General features: G+C 69.7%; 14 protein-coding genes. 13 read left to right on the top strand and 1 reads right to left on the bottom strand.

Annotation, left to right across the window (positions count from 1 at the left end):
* The first annotated feature begins 50 nt into the window (after positions 1-50).
* From O7617_RS23735 to O7617_RS23675, 13 genes are all read left to right on the top strand, one after another.
* Entirely contained in the window at positions 51-266 is a 216-nt protein-coding gene (locus O7617_RS23735) for a heavy-metal-associated domain-containing protein (RefSeq protein WP_282264855.1), read from the top strand.
* A complete protein-coding gene (locus O7617_RS23730; RefSeq protein WP_282258233.1) occupies positions 263-2,527 on the top strand; it encodes a heavy metal translocating P-type ATPase in 2,265 nt (754 codons plus the stop codon). The genes O7617_RS23735 and O7617_RS23730 overlap by 4 nt, the downstream gene beginning before the upstream one ends.
* Positions 2,528-2,666: 139 nt before the next feature.
* Complete coding sequence (locus O7617_RS23725) at positions 2,667-3,233, top strand: sigma-70 family RNA polymerase sigma factor (protein WP_282264854.1); 567 nt, start codon at positions 2,667-2,669, stop codon at positions 3,231-3,233.
* Positions 3,234-3,308: 75 nt separating this feature from the next.
* Positions 3,309-4,061, top strand: coding sequence for a zf-HC2 domain-containing protein (locus tag O7617_RS23720; protein WP_282258232.1), 753 nt, complete (start codon positions 3,309-3,311; stop codon positions 4,059-4,061).
* Between the two features lie 141 nt (positions 4,062-4,202).
* The gene (locus O7617_RS23715) at positions 4,203-4,805 is read left to right on the top strand and encodes a copper chaperone PCu(A)C (RefSeq protein ID WP_282258231.1); all 603 of its coding nucleotides are present in this window, start codon (positions 4,203-4,205) and stop codon (positions 4,803-4,805) included.
* Positions 4,802-6,037 (top strand): Dyp-type peroxidase, encoded by a 1,236-nt coding sequence (locus tag O7617_RS23710; RefSeq protein WP_282258230.1) that lies wholly within the window; start codon positions 4,802-4,804, stop codon positions 6,035-6,037. The genes O7617_RS23715 and O7617_RS23710 overlap by 4 nt, the downstream gene beginning before the upstream one ends.
* Positions 6,034-6,621: a copper resistance CopC family protein gene (locus O7617_RS23705; protein WP_282258229.1), complete on the top strand. Its 588-nt coding sequence runs from the start codon at positions 6,034-6,036 to the stop codon at positions 6,619-6,621. The genes O7617_RS23710 and O7617_RS23705 overlap by 4 nt, the downstream gene beginning before the upstream one ends.
* Before the next feature lie 57 nt (positions 6,622-6,678).
* Complete coding sequence (locus tag O7617_RS23700; RefSeq protein WP_282258228.1) at positions 6,679-8,814, top strand: cytochrome c oxidase assembly protein; 2,136 nt, start codon at positions 6,679-6,681, stop codon at positions 8,812-8,814.
* A gap of 163 nt (positions 8,815-8,977) precedes the next feature.
* Positions 8,978-10,453: a PepSY domain-containing protein gene (locus tag O7617_RS23695; RefSeq protein WP_282264853.1), complete on the top strand. Its 1,476-nt coding sequence runs from the start codon at positions 8,978-8,980 to the stop codon at positions 10,451-10,453.
* A gap of 471 nt (positions 10,454-10,924) precedes the next feature.
* The gene (locus O7617_RS23690; protein WP_282258227.1) at positions 10,925-11,431 is read left to right on the top strand and encodes a hypothetical protein; all 507 of its coding nucleotides are present in this window, start codon (positions 10,925-10,927) and stop codon (positions 11,429-11,431) included.
* A 109-nt stretch (positions 11,432-11,540) separates the two neighbouring features.
* Positions 11,541-12,311: a thioredoxin domain-containing protein gene (locus O7617_RS23685; protein WP_282258226.1), complete on the top strand. Its 771-nt coding sequence runs from the start codon at positions 11,541-11,543 to the stop codon at positions 12,309-12,311.
* Positions 12,308-12,943 (top strand): vitamin K epoxide reductase family protein, encoded by a 636-nt coding sequence (locus tag O7617_RS23680; protein WP_282258224.1) that lies wholly within the window; start codon positions 12,308-12,310, stop codon positions 12,941-12,943. Before O7617_RS23685 ends, O7617_RS23680 begins: the two co-directional genes overlap by 4 nt.
* 226 nt (positions 12,944-13,169) lie before the next feature.
* Entirely contained in the window at positions 13,170-13,706 is a 537-nt protein-coding gene (locus tag O7617_RS23675; protein ID WP_282258222.1) for a class I SAM-dependent methyltransferase, read from the top strand.
* Positions 13,707-14,316: 610 nt separating this feature from the next.
* Here the strand turns inward: O7617_RS23675 and O7617_RS23670 are convergent.
* Positions 14,317-15,123, bottom strand: coding sequence for a hypothetical protein (locus O7617_RS23670; RefSeq protein ID WP_282264852.1), 807 nt, complete (start codon positions 15,121-15,123; stop codon positions 14,317-14,319).
* Position 15,124: the final 1 nt, after the last annotated feature.

The raw sequence follows: 15,124 nt of genomic DNA, 5'->3' as shown, positions 1-15,124 counted from the left end.
CTCCGTCTCTCACCGCACGTCGTGCGGATCCGGCTGATTCGGAAGAGGTCATCGTGCAATCCACGTACCAGGTTCGGGGTATGACCTGTGGGCACTGCGCCCAGTCCATCACCGCCGAGCTCAGCGCACTGCCGGGCGTCGAGAACGTCGATGTCGATCTCGGCGCGGGCAACGTCACCGTTCACAGCGCCGAGACCCTGGCGCTGGCCGACGTCGAACGGGCGGTGGACGAGGCCGGCTTCGAGCTGGCCGGCGCACTCGCATGACCACCACCGTCGATCCGCTGCTCACCTCGCTCGCGATCGGGGGCATGACCTGCGCGGCCTGCGCCAACCGCATCGAGCGCAAGCTCAATCGGATCGACGGCGTACGGGCCACTGTCAACTTCGCCACCGCCACCGCCACGGTCGAGCACATCCCGGCTGTGCCGGTGCCGGATCTGGTGGCCACGGTGACCGCGATGGGCTACACCGCCCGGCCGCCAGCGCCCCCGACAGAGGCCGATGACGGCGAAGACCCGACGACCACCACCCGGCAACGGTTGCTTGTCGCGGCCGCGCTCGCCGTTCCGGTGCTGACGCTGTCGATGACACCGGCCATCCAGTTCCCGTACTGGCAGTGGGTCGTCGCCGCACTGACGGCACCGATCGTCGGTTGGGCGGGTCGGCCGTTTCATCGGGCGGCGCTGGCCAACGCCCGCCAGGGCGCCGCCACGATGGACACGCTGGTCTCCCTCGGCGCACTGGTCTCCTACCTGTGGAGCCTGTGGGCGCTGCTGGGCACACCCGCCGGACGACCGGACCTACGGATGAGCCTGTCCTGGTTCTCCGGGCACGACCATGCGCTGTACTTCGAGGTCGGCGCGGCCCTGGTGACGTTCCTGCTGGCCGGTCGCTGGATCGAGGCCCGGGGTCGTCACCGGGCCGGCTCGGCCGTACGCGCACTGGCCGAGTTGGGCGCGAAGGACGTCGCCGTCCTCGACACCAACGGCGCCGAACTGCGTACCCCGATCAGCGACCTACGCGTCGGCGACCTGTTCGTGGTGCGTCCCGGCGAGAAGATCGCCACCGACGGCGTGGTCGAGACCGGCGTCAGCGCGGTCGACGTCGCCTTCCTCACCGGAGAGAGCGTTCCGGTCGAGGTGGGCCCGGGTTCAGCGGTGACCGGGGCCACCGTGAACACCGGAGGTCGACTCGTCGTGCGGGCGAGCCGGGTCGGCGGCGACACCCGGCTCGCGCAGATCACCCGACTGGTGACCGAAGCCCAGGCGGGCAAAGCCCGGATTCAGCGCCTCGCTGACGAGGTCGCGGGGGTCTTCGTCCCGTTCGTGTTGGTGATCGCCCTGGCCACCTTCGCCGGGTGGCTGGTCCTGGCCCCCACTTCGACGGCGGTCGGGGTGGCCGTGGCGGTGCTGATCGTCGCCTGTCCGTGTGCTCTCGGCCTGGCCACACCCACCGCCCTGCTCGTCGGCACCGGTCGCGGCGCGCAACTGGGCATCTTGATCCGTGGAGTGGCGGCGCTGGAATCGGCCCGCCGCATCGACACCATCGTGCTCGACAAGACCGGCACCCTGACCACCGGCCGGATGCGGGTCACCGGCGTGCATCCCGTCTCGGGTGTACGCCGAGACGACCTGCTGCGCGTGACCGCCGCCATCGAAACGAACTCCGAGCACCCGATCGCCCACGCCATCGTGATCGCCGCCGGGGCCGAACTCGGGCCGGACCTGCCGCAGGTCGACGATTTCCACGCCGAGGCGGGGCTCGGGGCCCGGGGCACCGTCGACCGGGTCCGCATCACCGTCGGAAACACCCGGCTCCTGGCGCTCGACGGCGTCGACGTCGCCGAGGTGACCGACACTGTGGACACGGTCGTCTACGTGGCCTGGGGCGGGCAGCTGCGGGGGTGGATCACCGTGGCGGACACGGTGCGGGAGTCCGCCGGGCCCACCGTGCGGCGGCTGCGCGCGCTCGGGCTGCGACCGGTCCTGTTGACCGGCGACACCGCCGCCGCGGCGGGCAATGTGGCCGCGCAGGTAGGACTCACGGAGACCATTGCCGGGGTCACCCCCGAGGTGAAAGCTGCCACGGTACGGCGGTTGCGCGACGAGGGCGCGACGGTGGCCATGGTCGGCGATGGCATCAACGACGCGGCCGCGCTCGCCGAAGCCGACCTGGGAATGGCGATCGCGACCGGCAGCGACATCGCCATCGAGGCCAGTGACGTAACGATCGTCCGCGCTCACGCGGGCACCGTGGACCTGACCGCAGTGGTCGACGCGCTGACCCTGGCCCGGGCGACCCTGCGCACCATCAAGATCAACCTGTTCTGGGCGTTCGCCTACAACAGCCTGATGATCCCGCTGGCCGCCGTCGGACTGGTCACCCCGATGCTCGCCGCCGCCGCGATGGCCTGCTCCAGCGTGCTCGTCGTCCTCAACAGCCTGCGCCTGTTCCGCTGGCGACCGACGAACCCGGGGTCCGGCGAGACGCTGGAGCAGCAAGCGACGACAACCGCCACACATTGATCCACTGAACGAGTTCGTCCGTATCGATAAGGGCAGCGGTGACGTAGGCTCATCCGGAACCTACGACAACGTCGTCAACCCCTGATCGGGTCGTGATTTTCAGCACGCCGGCACAACCGGGAACCGGAGGTACCAGGTGATCGATGACGACGCGGAGATCACCGCCTGGGCTCTCGCGGCGGGCCGGGGCGACCAGGAAGCGGCCACCCGCTTCGTCCGGGCAACGCAGCAGCACGTCTGGCGGTTCGTCGCCAACCTGGTCAGCCCTGCCGAGGCCGACGACCTGACCCAGGAGACGTATCTGCGGGCGATGCGCTCGTTGCCGTCATTCGCCGCGCGCTCGTCGGCACGGACCTGGCTGCTCGGTATCGCCCGCAAGGTCACGGTAGATCACATCCGCGCGGTGACGAGGCGTCCGCGCACCACCCACCTGCTGGACTGGCACGACGCCGCGGACGTGCGGGGCAGCACCTTCGACGGTGCGGTCGTGCTCGATGATCTCCTGTCCTCGTTGGCGCCGGACCGACGCGAAGCGTTCGTGGCGACCCAGATCCTCGGCCTGTCCTACGCCGAGACCGCCGAGGTGTGCGGGTGCCCGGTCGGCACCATCCGCTCCCGGGTGGCCCGCGCCCGGGAGGACCTGGTCGTCGCGGTCAACGCGAACCCTCTGCCGGTGCGGCGACAGCAGGGCAGGGCCGCCAGCTGACAGCAACCAGCGCGACGACGCCACATCGCCGATTGTCCTGGGAACCAGGGCCCCCACTCGACCGACTACCGGTACATGGGGTGCGAGCAGTGGCGTGAGATCCTGTCGGCGCAGTTGGACGGCGAGGAGACCCCCGCCGAACAAGCCCGGGCGGAGGCTCATCTCGACGGTTGCGCGGCCTGCCGTCGGTGGTACGACCAAGCCGCGGCGGTGACCCGGCGCACTCGCGTCAGGCTGAGCGCGCCCGTGCCCGACCTCAGCCACGTCATCCTGGCCACACTTCCCACCCCTCGACGAGAGCGATACCGCCTCGTGCTGGCCCTGCGGGCCGGGCTTGCTCTCATCGGCGCTCTTCAGCTGGTGCTGGGCTTGGCGCAGATCGGTCGCGGCCCGTCCGCCACGCACGCTCACGACCCGATCGGCACCCTGGGCTCTGGGCACCTGTGGCATGAGGCCGCCGCCTGGAACATCGCCGTCGGCGCCGGCTTCCTCTTCGTGGCGGCCCGGCGTACGCCCCCCACCGGGCTGTTGCCGACACTGAGTGCCTTCGTCGGCACCCTGTTGCTGCTCTCGGTCAATGACCTGATGACCGGTCGGGTAGAGCCCTCTCGGCTGGTCAGCCACGGCTTCCTGCTCGCCGGGTATCTGATCGTCGTCGCGTTGTCGCGGACCAGGCGGCGCCTTGACGGGCCGCCGACGCAGGGCCGGACCGATCGCCCCGCCTGGCACCTCGCCGCCGGCGACGAGCCACCGGCCAGCCCGCCAGGGCTGCGACTGGCACCACCGCATCCGGGCACCGCACAGGTCCGCGACCGGCCAGCGGCCTGACCTGCCCGAACTCGCCACCACTACGCCGGGGTGTTCGTCGCAGCGGCCACGAGCGGGTGACGGCGATTACTTGCCGGCCCGGAACTTTCGGGCTGCGGCGACCGACCAACGAAGCAGCAACAACCATCGGAGGATGAATTCATGCGCACCACCAGTCCCTTCGGATCGCGCCGACGCGCGGCCGTCATCCTGCCCACCGTCGCTGCACTCGTGGCGTTCGGTGCCGCCGGGTGCGGTTCGTCCGACTCGTCGTCGGCCGCTGAGTCGGGCCCCTCGGTGTCGGCGAGCGCCCCCTCCGGCGTGGTCACGATCCGTGACCCGTGGGTGAAGGCGGCCGACAAGGGGATGACGGCGGCCTTCGGGACCCTGGTCAACGACGGCGACACGGATGTCACGGTGACCGGGGCCGCGACCTCGGTGTCGCCGATGGAGTTGCACGAGATGACCATGAAGGACGGCAAGATGGTCATGCAGGCCAAGCAGGGCGGCATCGTGATCAAGGCGAAGAGCACGCACGCGTTGGAGCCCGGCGGTGACCACCTGATGCTGATGAACCTCACCAAGCCGGTGCAGGCCGGCGACGAGTTGACGTTCACCCTGACATTCGCAGACGGTAAGACCCAGCAGTTCACCGCGGTGGCCAAACCGTTCACCGGCGCGCAGGAGAGCTACGCCCCCGGGCACGGCCAGCCCATGCCCGGCACGAGCGCCACGCCGGAGATGAGCATGAGCCCGGCATCGTGACCGACACGTCACCCACCCGGCCGGTGAGCAGGCGCGGCCTGCTCACCGGCGGGGCCCTGGCCGCCGGAGGAGCCCTCGCCGGGGGTGCGGCCATCGCCGCTACCCGCACCGACAGCGGGCAGCCACCGGCCGCCGCCGACACCACGCCGGTGGCGAGCGTCGGCGCGCTGGTCGAGCCGTTCCACGGCGTCCGGCAGGCCGGCGTGACCACCGAACCGCAGGCCCACGCGGCGTTCGTCGCATTCACGCTGCGCCCCGGCACGGACCGGGCCGCGCTGGGCCGGTTGCTGCGGCTGCTCACCGACGACGCCGCCCGCCTCACCCAGGGCAAGCCGGCCCTCGCCGACACCGAGGCTGAACTCGGGCTGCTGCCCGCCCGGCTGACCGTGACCTTCGGCTTCGGGTCCGGCCTCTACCGGGCCGGAGGCGTCGACGACCGTAGGCCGGCCTCGGTGGCCGACCTGCCGCCGTTCCGCGTCGATCGGCTCCAACCGGCCTGGACCGGCGGCGACCTGCTGCTGCAGATCTGCGCCGACGACCCGGTCAGCGTCGCCCACGCCCAACGGGTCCTGATCAAGGACAGCCGACCGTTCGCCACCGTCCGGTGGGTGCAGCAGGGCTTCCGGCGCAGCCCCGGCGTCGAGCCGGGCGGCCACACCCAACGCAACCTGTTCGGTCAGCTCGACGGCACCGCCAACCCCCGACCCGGGATGCCGATGGACTCCGCCGTCTGGGTGCCGGACGGGCCCGCGTGGCTGCGCGACAGCACCACACTCGTCGTACGCCGGATCAGCATGAACATGGAGACCTGGGACCTGCTCGGCCGCAACGACCGGGAACTCGCCGTCGGCCGGCGGCTCGACACCGGCGCACCCCTGACCGGCGTCGCCGAGCACGACGAGCCCGACTTCGCCGCGACCGACGAGCACGGTCTCACCGTCATCCCCGACTTCTCCCACCTGACCCGCGCCCACGTCACCGACGACCGGCTGAAAATCCTGCGTCGGCCCTACAACTACGACGGGATCCCGAACAGTGAAGGCCACGCCGACGCCGGCCTGATCTTCACCTCGTACCAGGCCGACATCGCCCGACAGTTCCTGCCGATCCAACGCCGGCTGGCCGAGCGGGACCTGCTCAACGAATGGACCACCCCGATCGGGTCGGCGGTCTTCGCCATCCCACCCGGCTGCCAACCAGGAGGATGGGTTGGGGAGCAGGTGCTCGGATGAAACGCGCCGACTGGAGTTCCGTCGTGACCGCACCGTCGTTCCGGCCCACCGTTGTCCGGCTCGGCGCAGCGGTGCTCGCCCTCGTCGTGGCACTGCTGATTCCGGCCAGCCCGGCGTGGGCGCACAACACGCTGCGGTCGGCAGCGCCGGTCCAGGAGTCGACGTTGGCCAGCGCGCCGACCGAGATCGTGCTCGAATTCGTTGAGCGGCTCGACCCGACGTTCACCACCATCGTGCTCACCGACGCCGCCAAACGGAAGATCCCCACCGGCGACCCGGTCGTCGGCGGTGCCAAGGGGTCGGTCCAGCTCACCGGGGCGTTACCCAATGGCACGTATACCGTCGCCTACCGGGTGGTCTCCACCGACGGGCACCCGGTGCAGGGGTCGTACCCGTTCACCGTGGCCGACCCGAATTCCAGCGCCGCGCCGATCGTCAGCACGCCGACCGACGCTGCGCCCGCGGCTTCCTCGGTAGAACCCGGCGGCGGCCCGAATGTCGGCATCCTCGTCGCCGGCGCCGTACTCGCCGTCCTCGTCGTCGTGGGCGCCGGGTTGCTGTGGCGGCGGGCGAGGCGTCAGTGACCGGACCGCTCTTCCGGGGGCGCGTCACTTCATCACTTCACAGGTCAAGGTCCACACGTGTCCCACACCGATTCCCGGCCGTCCGCCGCCGACGATCGCGGTAACGCCCAGACCACCGTCGCGACGTCAGCGGGGTCGGCCGCCGTCCCCGCCGGACCGTCCCGATCCAATGCTTACCGCGTCGGATCCGCCGCGTTCGGCTGGTGGAGCATCGCCGCCATCTGCGCGTCCGGGGTCGCTGTGCTGCTGCTCGGTCTCCGGGTCGGCGGTGCCCTCACCGCCGCGATACCCGGCCTGCCGGACGCGGGACCAGCCACGACCTTGGCGCTTCCGTTCATCCGGCTGCTCTGCGACGGCCTCGCCACCGGCACCGTCGGCATGCTGGTGACCGCCGCGTTCCTACTGCCCGGCGACGGACGCAGTGTCTCGCCCCACGGTTACCTGCTTCTGCGGCGAGCGAGCCTGGCCGCGCTGGGGTGGGCGATCGCCGCGCTGACGCTGATGGTGCTGACGGTCTCCGACCTGCTGGGCCAACCTCTGGAAACACTCAAGCCCGCGACGGTCGTCAGCTTCGCCACCACGATCGCCCAAGGGCAGTCGCTGCTGCTGCAGGCCGGGCTGGCGCTGACCGTGGCGCTGCTGGCGCGCGCCGGGGTGTCCCGAGGGCTCGCCGCGACGGTCACGATCCTGGCGCTGGTGGCGGTGCTCCCTCCGGCTTTCACCGGTCACGCCGCCGGGGCGGGAAACCATCAGATCGCGGTGACCAGCCTGGCTCTGCACATCCTCGCCGCCACGGTGTGGGTCGGCGGGCTCGCCGCCCTGTTGATGGTGCGGCGCAGCCGACTGCTGACCGACGCCGCCGTCCGGTACAGCCGCCTCGCGCTGGGTTGCTTCGTCGCCGTCACGGTGAGCGGAGCAGCTAACGCCGCCGTCCGTCTCGGCGCTGTGGAGCAGCTCTGGCAGTCCCGCTACGGCTGGCTGGTCCTCGGCAAGCTCGCCGCCCTGCTGATCCTCGGCGCGCTCGGCGCGGCACACCGCTCGCGTACCCTCCCCGCGCTGCGGGCCGGAAGGCGCTGGGCGTTCGGTCGACTGGCCGCCGGGGAACTGATCGTGTTCGCCGCGACCGTGGGGTTGGCGGTGGCGCTGTCGCGCAGTCCCACCCCGGTAGCCACCTCCGGCGTCGACGCCGATCCGATCACCGAACTGCTCGGGTTCCCGATGCCCGCCGCACCCACTGCGGGCAACCTGCTCGGGCAGCCGCTACCGGACATGTTCTTCCTGACCCTGTGCGTCCTCGGCATCGGTGGATATCTGATCGGCGTGCGACGCATGCATGCCGCAGGGCACGGTTGGCCGGTCGCCCGCACGGCAAGCTGGGTGGCCGGGATGCTGCTGCTGGCGGCGGTCACCAACCTCGGCGTCGCCCGTTACGCCTACGTGCTGTTCAGCGCGCACATGGCCCAGCACATGGTGCTGTCCATGCTGGTGCCGATCCTGCTGGTCGGCGGCGCACCGGTCACCCTCGCCCTGCGCGCCCTGCGCCGACCAAACGATCCGCAGGTACGCGGTGCCCGGGAGTGGCTGCTGATCCTGGTGCACAGCCGCGTCACGAAACTGCTCACGCACCCGCTCGTCGCGCTCGGCATCTACACCGCAAGCCTGTTCGGCCTCTACTTCAGCGACCTGCTCGGCGTCCTGATGCGCTCCCACCTCGGACACCTGGCGATGCTCACCCATTTCGTGGTCGCCGGCTACCTGCTGTTCTGGGTGCTCATCGGCGTCGACCCCGGCCGCCGACGCCTCCCCCATCCGCTGCTGGTGGTCATCCACCTGGCGTCGATGATGGCGCACGGTTTCTTCGGCCTGGTCCTCATGCAGACCACCACCGTCATCGCCCCCGACTGGTACATCGCCGTGCACCCCACCTGGGCGTCGTCGCTGCTGACCGACCAGAAGCTCGGCGCCGGCATCGCCTGGGCCTTCGGAGAGTTACCCGCCGTCGTCGTGATGATCGTTCTGATTCGCCAGTGGATCCGCGCCGACCAACGCGAACAGGCCCGCCTCGACCGGGCGGCCGACCGGGCCGACGCCACCGGCGAGGAGGACGACCTCGCCCGCTACAACGCGTTCCTCGCCGCGGCCGGGCAAGCCAGCAGTGACCCACCGCGTTTGGGCGGGCCCGAGCAACGCTGACTCCGACACCCATCGTGGTCAGCCACAACCCTGGGAACCATCGGGGCTGTGCGGCCGACTACCTCCCGGGCCGGAGCTGACACGACGACCCACCGGGGCAACCACGCCAGCAGGAGTAACACCCGCAGGTGGGTGTTACATGCCAAATTTCGATCGGAAGAACATGTCTCTCACCGCGTTGTCCGGCTCACCGACGCCGAAACCCACCACGACCGACGACACACCGGCCCGCCCGACCCGGCGCGCGTCACCGATCGGTGCGCTGCTGCTCCGGCTGCACTTCTACGCCGGCATTCTCGTCGCCCCGTTCCTGGTGGTCGCCGCACTGACCGGGCTGGCTTACACCACCACCCCACAGTTGGACAAGATCCTCTACAGCGACCAGTTGACCGTCGCGCAGGTGGGTGACCGTCCGCTACCACTGGCCGACCAGGTCGGAGCCGCGCGAAACGCCCACCCCGACGGCAGTGTCGCCTCCGTACAGCCCGGCGACGGCGACCAGAGCACCCGGGTGACGTTCTCCCTGCCGGAACTCGGCGAGAAGCAGCACACCGTCTACGTCGACCCGTACACCGCGCAGGTCCAGGGCCAACTGACCACCTGGTTCGGCTCCACCCCGGCCACGACCTGGCTCGACGACCTGCACCGTAACCTGCACCTGGGCGTGGTGGGCCGGCACTACTCCGAACTGGCCGCGAGTTGGCTCTGGGTGCTCGCGCTCGGCGGGGTCATCCTTTGGTGGCGTCGCCGCAGCGCCAACCGCGCGACCGCGCGGCACCTGCTCGTGCCGGACCTGGCCGCCGGGAAAGGCGTCCGCCGCACGCGAGGTTGGCACGCCACCACCGGCATCTGGCTCACCGTCGGCCTGCTCTTCCTCTCGGCCACCGGGCTGACCTGGTCCCGCTACGCCGGGGCGAACTTCGGCGCGGGCCTCGACGCGCTCAGCGCACGCGCACCGGAGATCTCGACCAGCCTCACCGCCGAGCCCGCCGTTCCGGCTGAGAGCGGGGGCGGCCACGAGCACGGTCCGGCCGGGGCAGGCGGCGTGGTCGAGTCGGCTGCCTTCGACCGCGTCGCGGCGGCCGCCCGTACGGCCGGTCTGGCCGGTCCGGTGGAGATCGCTCCGGCGGTGGAGCCGGGCTCGGCCTGGACCGTCACACAGGTCGACAACACCTGGCCGGTCGCCAAGGACCGCGTCGCCGTCGACCCCTCCGGCGGGCAGGTCACCGCTCGCAGCGATTTCGCCGACTGGCCCCTGCTGGCCAAGCTCAGCGGCCTGGGCATCCAGGCGCACATGGGCATCCTCTTCGGACCGGTCAACCAGATCCTGCTCGCCGCGCTCGCCCTCGGCCTGCTCTGCGTCATCGTCTGGGGCTACCGCATGTGGTGGCAGCGCCGCCCCACCCGCGCCGACCGGCGCGCTCTCGCCGGCACCCCACCGGCCCGTGGAGGTGCCCGACGCCTGCCACTCTGGGCGCTGCTGATCGGTGTACCGGTGACCGCGGCGATTGGTTGGGCGCTCCCGTTGTTCGGTCTCACGCTGCTCGCGTTCCTCGTCATCGACGTCGTCGCTGGCGCGGTGTCCCGACGCCACCGGACTGCCGCGACACCCATCTCCACGACGCCAGCCGGTAGTTGAGGCACTGACGGGGTTCGGCCGCCCGTCCGCCGAACCCTTCCCTCGACCGTCTGCGCGTCTGTTCTCGGGAACCAGCGGGGTCGCCAACGCGACTATCCCACCAGCGGCGGGCGCATGCCGTGCCGAGGCTGCGGCGAGAGGTAACGCATGACGGGGGTACACATCCTGTCGGTGGGTCTGGCCGTGACGGTCTGCCTGCTCCTGAGAGCTTTCCGGCCCGCGCCCCGGCTACCTGGGCACACCTCCGGCGAGGAACCCGAGGTGGCGTCGTCCCCCGGCGAGCGCGCGGAGCCGGACCAGGCCTCGACCGGCCCTGCCCTCTGCCACCCCGACCCTCGGCAACCGGCGGGTTGTCGGCGGCGGGTGGCCGCACCAGCGACCACGGTGGCCGCAGCGGCACGCCGGCACGGACGGCGACGTGGCCCGGGTCTGCGGCTGAGTCACCAACCCGCCGACGGCACCACCGGGACGGTGCAGAACCTTGGGCATGTCCTCAGCTGCGCGCCTCGTGCCCACGAGCGTCCCAGCGCGCTCGATGGACCGCGCCGGCACCGGCGATGGCCGGGCGTGCTTGCGGTGACCACCCTCACGGCGACGCTGCTCGCTGCGGTGACCGCGCCGGCGGTAACCGCTCGGGCCGCCCGCGACCGTTCCTTCTGCCCCCAGCGGCAATCGGTGCTGATCAGCGGTGACGGCCACACCTTGCGCGCATGGCTACAGGGCGAGGCGGCTAATACCCTGCTGCACCTCTGTTGGACCAATGGCGGTGACCCGACCGACGAGATCCACGGCTGGGCGGCCACCGCTCAGGACACCGCCGCTCCCGGGTTGCGGGCTGATGTCGAGGTTCTGGCACTGACCGCTCATACCGCGATCGGCCATGTGGCCCTCACCCCCGGGCACACCTGGCGGCTGTCGTTCGCGCTCGACGCGACGTCTGGCACCCTGCCGACCCTGTCCACGACGATCCGAATCTGACCGGGTGTCGACGAACCGGAACTCCAGCAGGGTCTGGAACGACCAACGATTGAGCACCTGCCCGTCAAACAAGGCCAGCGTGACGAAGACCTGGGTGGAGGACGCACGGATGTCCAAGAAACGCAGCCGCACCAACAGGCCGACCGCCGCTGGCGGCCGGGCCGGCGGTTCCGGACCGGCCGGCAGCCGGAAGGCAGCCGACAAGGCCGCCAAGGCGATGCGCGCCCCACGCGTGAGCACCAACAGCAGGATCACTTTCGGGCTGTTGGCGATCGTGCTCGTCGGCCTCGCCGGGCTCTTCGTCTACGTGCAGAACAGCAGTGACAAAGCTCAGCAGGCAGCTGGCGACCGGGTGGTGAGGGCAGACAGCCACCGGCTCACCACCGCCGGGGACGGCAAGGTCACCATGGTCGAGTTCCTCGATTTCGAGTGCCCGTCCTGCGGGCAGGCGTTCCCCGGCGTGGAAAAACTCCGCCAGGAGTACGCGGGCAAGATCACCTACGTGGTCCGGAACTTCCCGCTGTCCCAGCACGCCAACGCACAGAACGCCGCCCGCGCCGCCGAGGCCGCAGCCCGACAGGACAAGTTCGAGCAGATGTACGTCAAGCTGTTCGAGACCCAGTCCACCTGGGGCGGCCAGCAGCAGGACCAGTCGGCGATTTTCGAGGGCTACGCGCAGCAGCTCGGCTTGGACCTGGCGAAGTTCCGCGCCGACCGGGACAGCCAGGCGACTGCGGCCCGCATCCGTGACGACCAGAGCGACGGCACCGCCGCCGGCGTGCAGAGCACCCCGTCGTTCTTCGTCAACGGCCAGCGCTTCGATGGCCAGCCCACGTACGCCGGGCTCAAGGCCGCCGTCGACGCTGCCCTTGCCGGATGAGTCGGCAGCTCACGACCACCGCCGAAGCAGTGGTCGTCCGGCCAGATCCGGCGGAGCCGTTCGCCGCGCGGATCATCGGCTGGGTGCTGGCGGTCGGCGGTGCTATCGGCGCCGCCGCAGCGCTGACCCTCACCATCGAGAAGATCAACCTGCTGACCGATCCGAGCTATCGACCCAGTTGCAGCATCAACCCGATCCTGTCCTGCGGCTCGGTGATGGCCACACCGCAGGCGGCCGCTTTCGGCTTCCCCAACCCGCTGATCGGCATCGTCGGGTTCAGCGTGGTGACCACCATCGGGGTAGCGGTCCTGGCCGGCGCCCGACTACCGCGTTGGTTCTGGCTCGGTCTGCAGCTCGGTGCGACGTTCGGCGTGGGCTTCGTGCACTGGCTGATCTTTCAGAGCCTGTACCGCATCGGCGCGCTGTGTCCGTACTGCATGGTGGTCTGGATCGTCACCATCGCCATCTTCTGGTACGTCACCCTGCACAACGTCCATCAGGAACAGATGTTCGCCTCGCGAGGGGCGGCTCTGCTCCGATACCACACGGTCGTCCTCACCGCCTGGTACGTCGTCATCGTGGCGCTCATCGGTGAGCAGTTCTGGTTTTACTGGCGCACCCTGTTGACCTGAGCACGGATGGCTCGCCGTCCTGCGTCAGGCCGCGACCGGACCATGCTGACCGCCGACCGAACCCTTTGCTGATCCGGCAAATATCTTTGTCTCACGACCAGCGCCAGCACATTCTCTCAGGGTGACGAACATCGAACGCCCTTCGCTGGACCAGACCCCCGAGCAATTCTGGCAAGGGCTCCACCAGCAACTGCTCGGCAGTGCGTGGATCCCTCGGGTGAACCCGGTGCTGGCCGCCGTCGCCGCGGACCTGACCCCCGGCACCGCGCTCGACCTAGGGTGCGGGCCGGGAGGCGACACCCTCTGGCTCGCCCACCAGGGCTGGCAGGTCATCGCGGTCGACATCGCGAACGCGGCGCTGCAGCGCGTCGCGGCCCAGGCCGCCGAGCAAGAGCTGACAGCCCGGGTACGCACCGAGCGCCACGACCTGTCAGTCAGCCTCCCAGAAGGCACCTGGGATCTGATCACCGCCCATTACCTGCACTCGCTCTTCGAGTTTCCCCGTGCCCGGATCCTGCACGACCTTGCGGCGCGGATCAACCTCGGCGGCACGCTCCTGATCGCCGATCACGCATCCGTGACACCGTGGTCATGGGACCGACAAGCCACGTTCCCGACACCGGAGGAGACCCTGGCCGACCTGGCGCTGAATCCGTCCCACTGGCAGACCATCACCTGCGAGGCCCGCACCCGCACCGCGACCGGCCCGAACGGCGAGTCCGCCGAGGTGACCGACAACGTGATCGTTCTGCGCCGCCGCTGATCGAACCGGCGGCAGCGAAGCGAGAAATTTCAAGTCCAACGCGACCGAGACACCCCCAACCGCATCAACACCCAGACTCAACACCAGAGCGATATGAGGCCGGCACTCGGCCCAGGTCAGTGCCTCATCGGGTCCAGACCGTGCCACGCGCTTGGTATTCAAGGGCCTCTTCGACCTGGACAGCGACGTCCGCGTTCAGCTCGCGCGCGATGAGGTCCACGAGGGCCTCGACGAGCTGTTCGTCGGGCTGGCGGGGACGCGGTCGGCCGGGACTCACCTAGGCCCCCGCCAGGGCGGACACAGCGGTGTCAGCGCAGGAAGAAGCCACACCCGGCGGCTGCGTGCACAGATGCAACGTACCGGTTCTCGTCCCCACGCGAGGGGAGTTGATCTCGCGTGGATATCCACGAGAAGTGGTGTCCGAGGGGGGAGCTGAACACATATTTAGAGCATCCACGCTTAGCGTGGGTGTTCATGCATTTAGCCTACCAGCTCACGACTCTGGACGTATAGGACCGAAGCTTCAGGGACCCGCTCACTCCGTCGTCGATTGACCGAGATGTACGTGTAGCTGACAAGTTCCAATTCCGCTTTTATTCCTGCTGACCGTTCAGTCGATGGGCGACGGCAGGCCGTATCGTGCGCGTTCGTCAACGCTGAGCGCACGAGGTTCACTGCCTCCGTCCAAAGTCGACGCGGGGTCAGCGCATGCTTCCCAACTCATTATCGTGCCGTCGTCGTAGGTGACGATGAGGGCGTCTTGCCATGACAGGCTGCGCACTACCCCACGAGGTATGACAAGTACGCCGAGCGGCCGTCCCTCTTGAGCGCGCCAGATGTAGAGCATGTAGTCATCGCTGATGGTTGCGAGGCGTTGCCCGTCGGTTGCCCAGCTGAGGTGTCCGACGTTGCCCGTATGGCCGAGACAGCGTGACCCGACTTGCTCCTGCGCTACGTCCCAGATCTCGACGTGGTTGCCGACGGAGGCGGCGAGGCTTGTGGAGTCATCCGACCAGGCCAGGGCTGCTACCTCGTCGGGCCCTTCGGTTCGCCATTGGTGAACGAGGGTGTAGTCGTCTGCTCGCCACAAGCTCACGTTGTGTTCGCCGGCGATTGCGGCTATGAGGCTTGAGTCCGGGGACCAGGCAATCGTTCCGGTGCTGTCTTCGCCTCCGTCGAGAACTGCTAGGCGCTGCGCTCTGGCCACGTCCCACACCGAGAGGGCGGGTCGGGTTCTGTCGAAGAAGCAATGCGTATGGACAGCCAGCCGTGAGCCGTCGCCGGACCAGGCGAGTCCATAAACCCACGGAAGCGGCACCAACGTCGGCTTGTGTTTCGGAGTTTTTCGGGGGCGAGCGCCCCACTGCACCCGGAGGGCACCGGATCGCGCGTCCCACACCGTGACCTGCTCTTGCATC

The sequence above is a fragment of the Micromonospora sp. WMMD1155 genome, from assembly GCF_029581275.1.
Lineage (GTDB): Bacteria > Actinomycetota > Actinomycetes > Mycobacteriales > Micromonosporaceae > Micromonospora.
The sequence above is the reverse complement of the archived record's forward strand: the minus strand, read 5'-3'. Positions and strand labels throughout refer to the sequence as shown.

What these genes read in the sequence shown, in the direction of transcription:
- O7617_RS23730 (WP_282258233.1), top strand. Translation starts at nt 263, where the DNA reads ATGACCACCACCGTCGATCCGCTGCTCACCTCGCTCGCGATCGGGGGC.
- O7617_RS23720 (WP_282258232.1), top strand. Translation starts at nt 3,309, where the DNA reads ATGGGGTGCGAGCAGTGGCGTGAGATCCTGTCGGCGCAGTTGGACGGC.
- O7617_RS23715 (WP_282258231.1), top strand. Translation starts at nt 4,203, where the DNA reads ATGCGCACCACCAGTCCCTTCGGATCGCGCCGACGCGCGGCCGTCATC.
- O7617_RS23705 (WP_282258229.1), top strand. Translation starts at nt 6,034, where the DNA reads ATGAAACGCGCCGACTGGAGTTCCGTCGTGACCGCACCGTCGTTCCGG.
- O7617_RS23695 (WP_282264853.1), top strand. Translation starts at nt 8,978, where the DNA reads ATGTCTCTCACCGCGTTGTCCGGCTCACCGACGCCGAAACCCACCACG.
- O7617_RS23685 (WP_282258226.1), top strand. Translation starts at nt 11,541, where the DNA reads ATGTCCAAGAAACGCAGCCGCACCAACAGGCCGACCGCCGCTGGCGGC.
- O7617_RS23680 (WP_282258224.1), top strand. Translation starts at nt 12,308, where the DNA reads ATGAGTCGGCAGCTCACGACCACCGCCGAAGCAGTGGTCGTCCGGCCA.
- O7617_RS23670 (WP_282264852.1), bottom strand. Translation starts at nt 15,123, where the DNA reads ATGCAAGAGCAGGTCACGGTGTGGGACGCGCGATCCGGTGCCCTCCGG.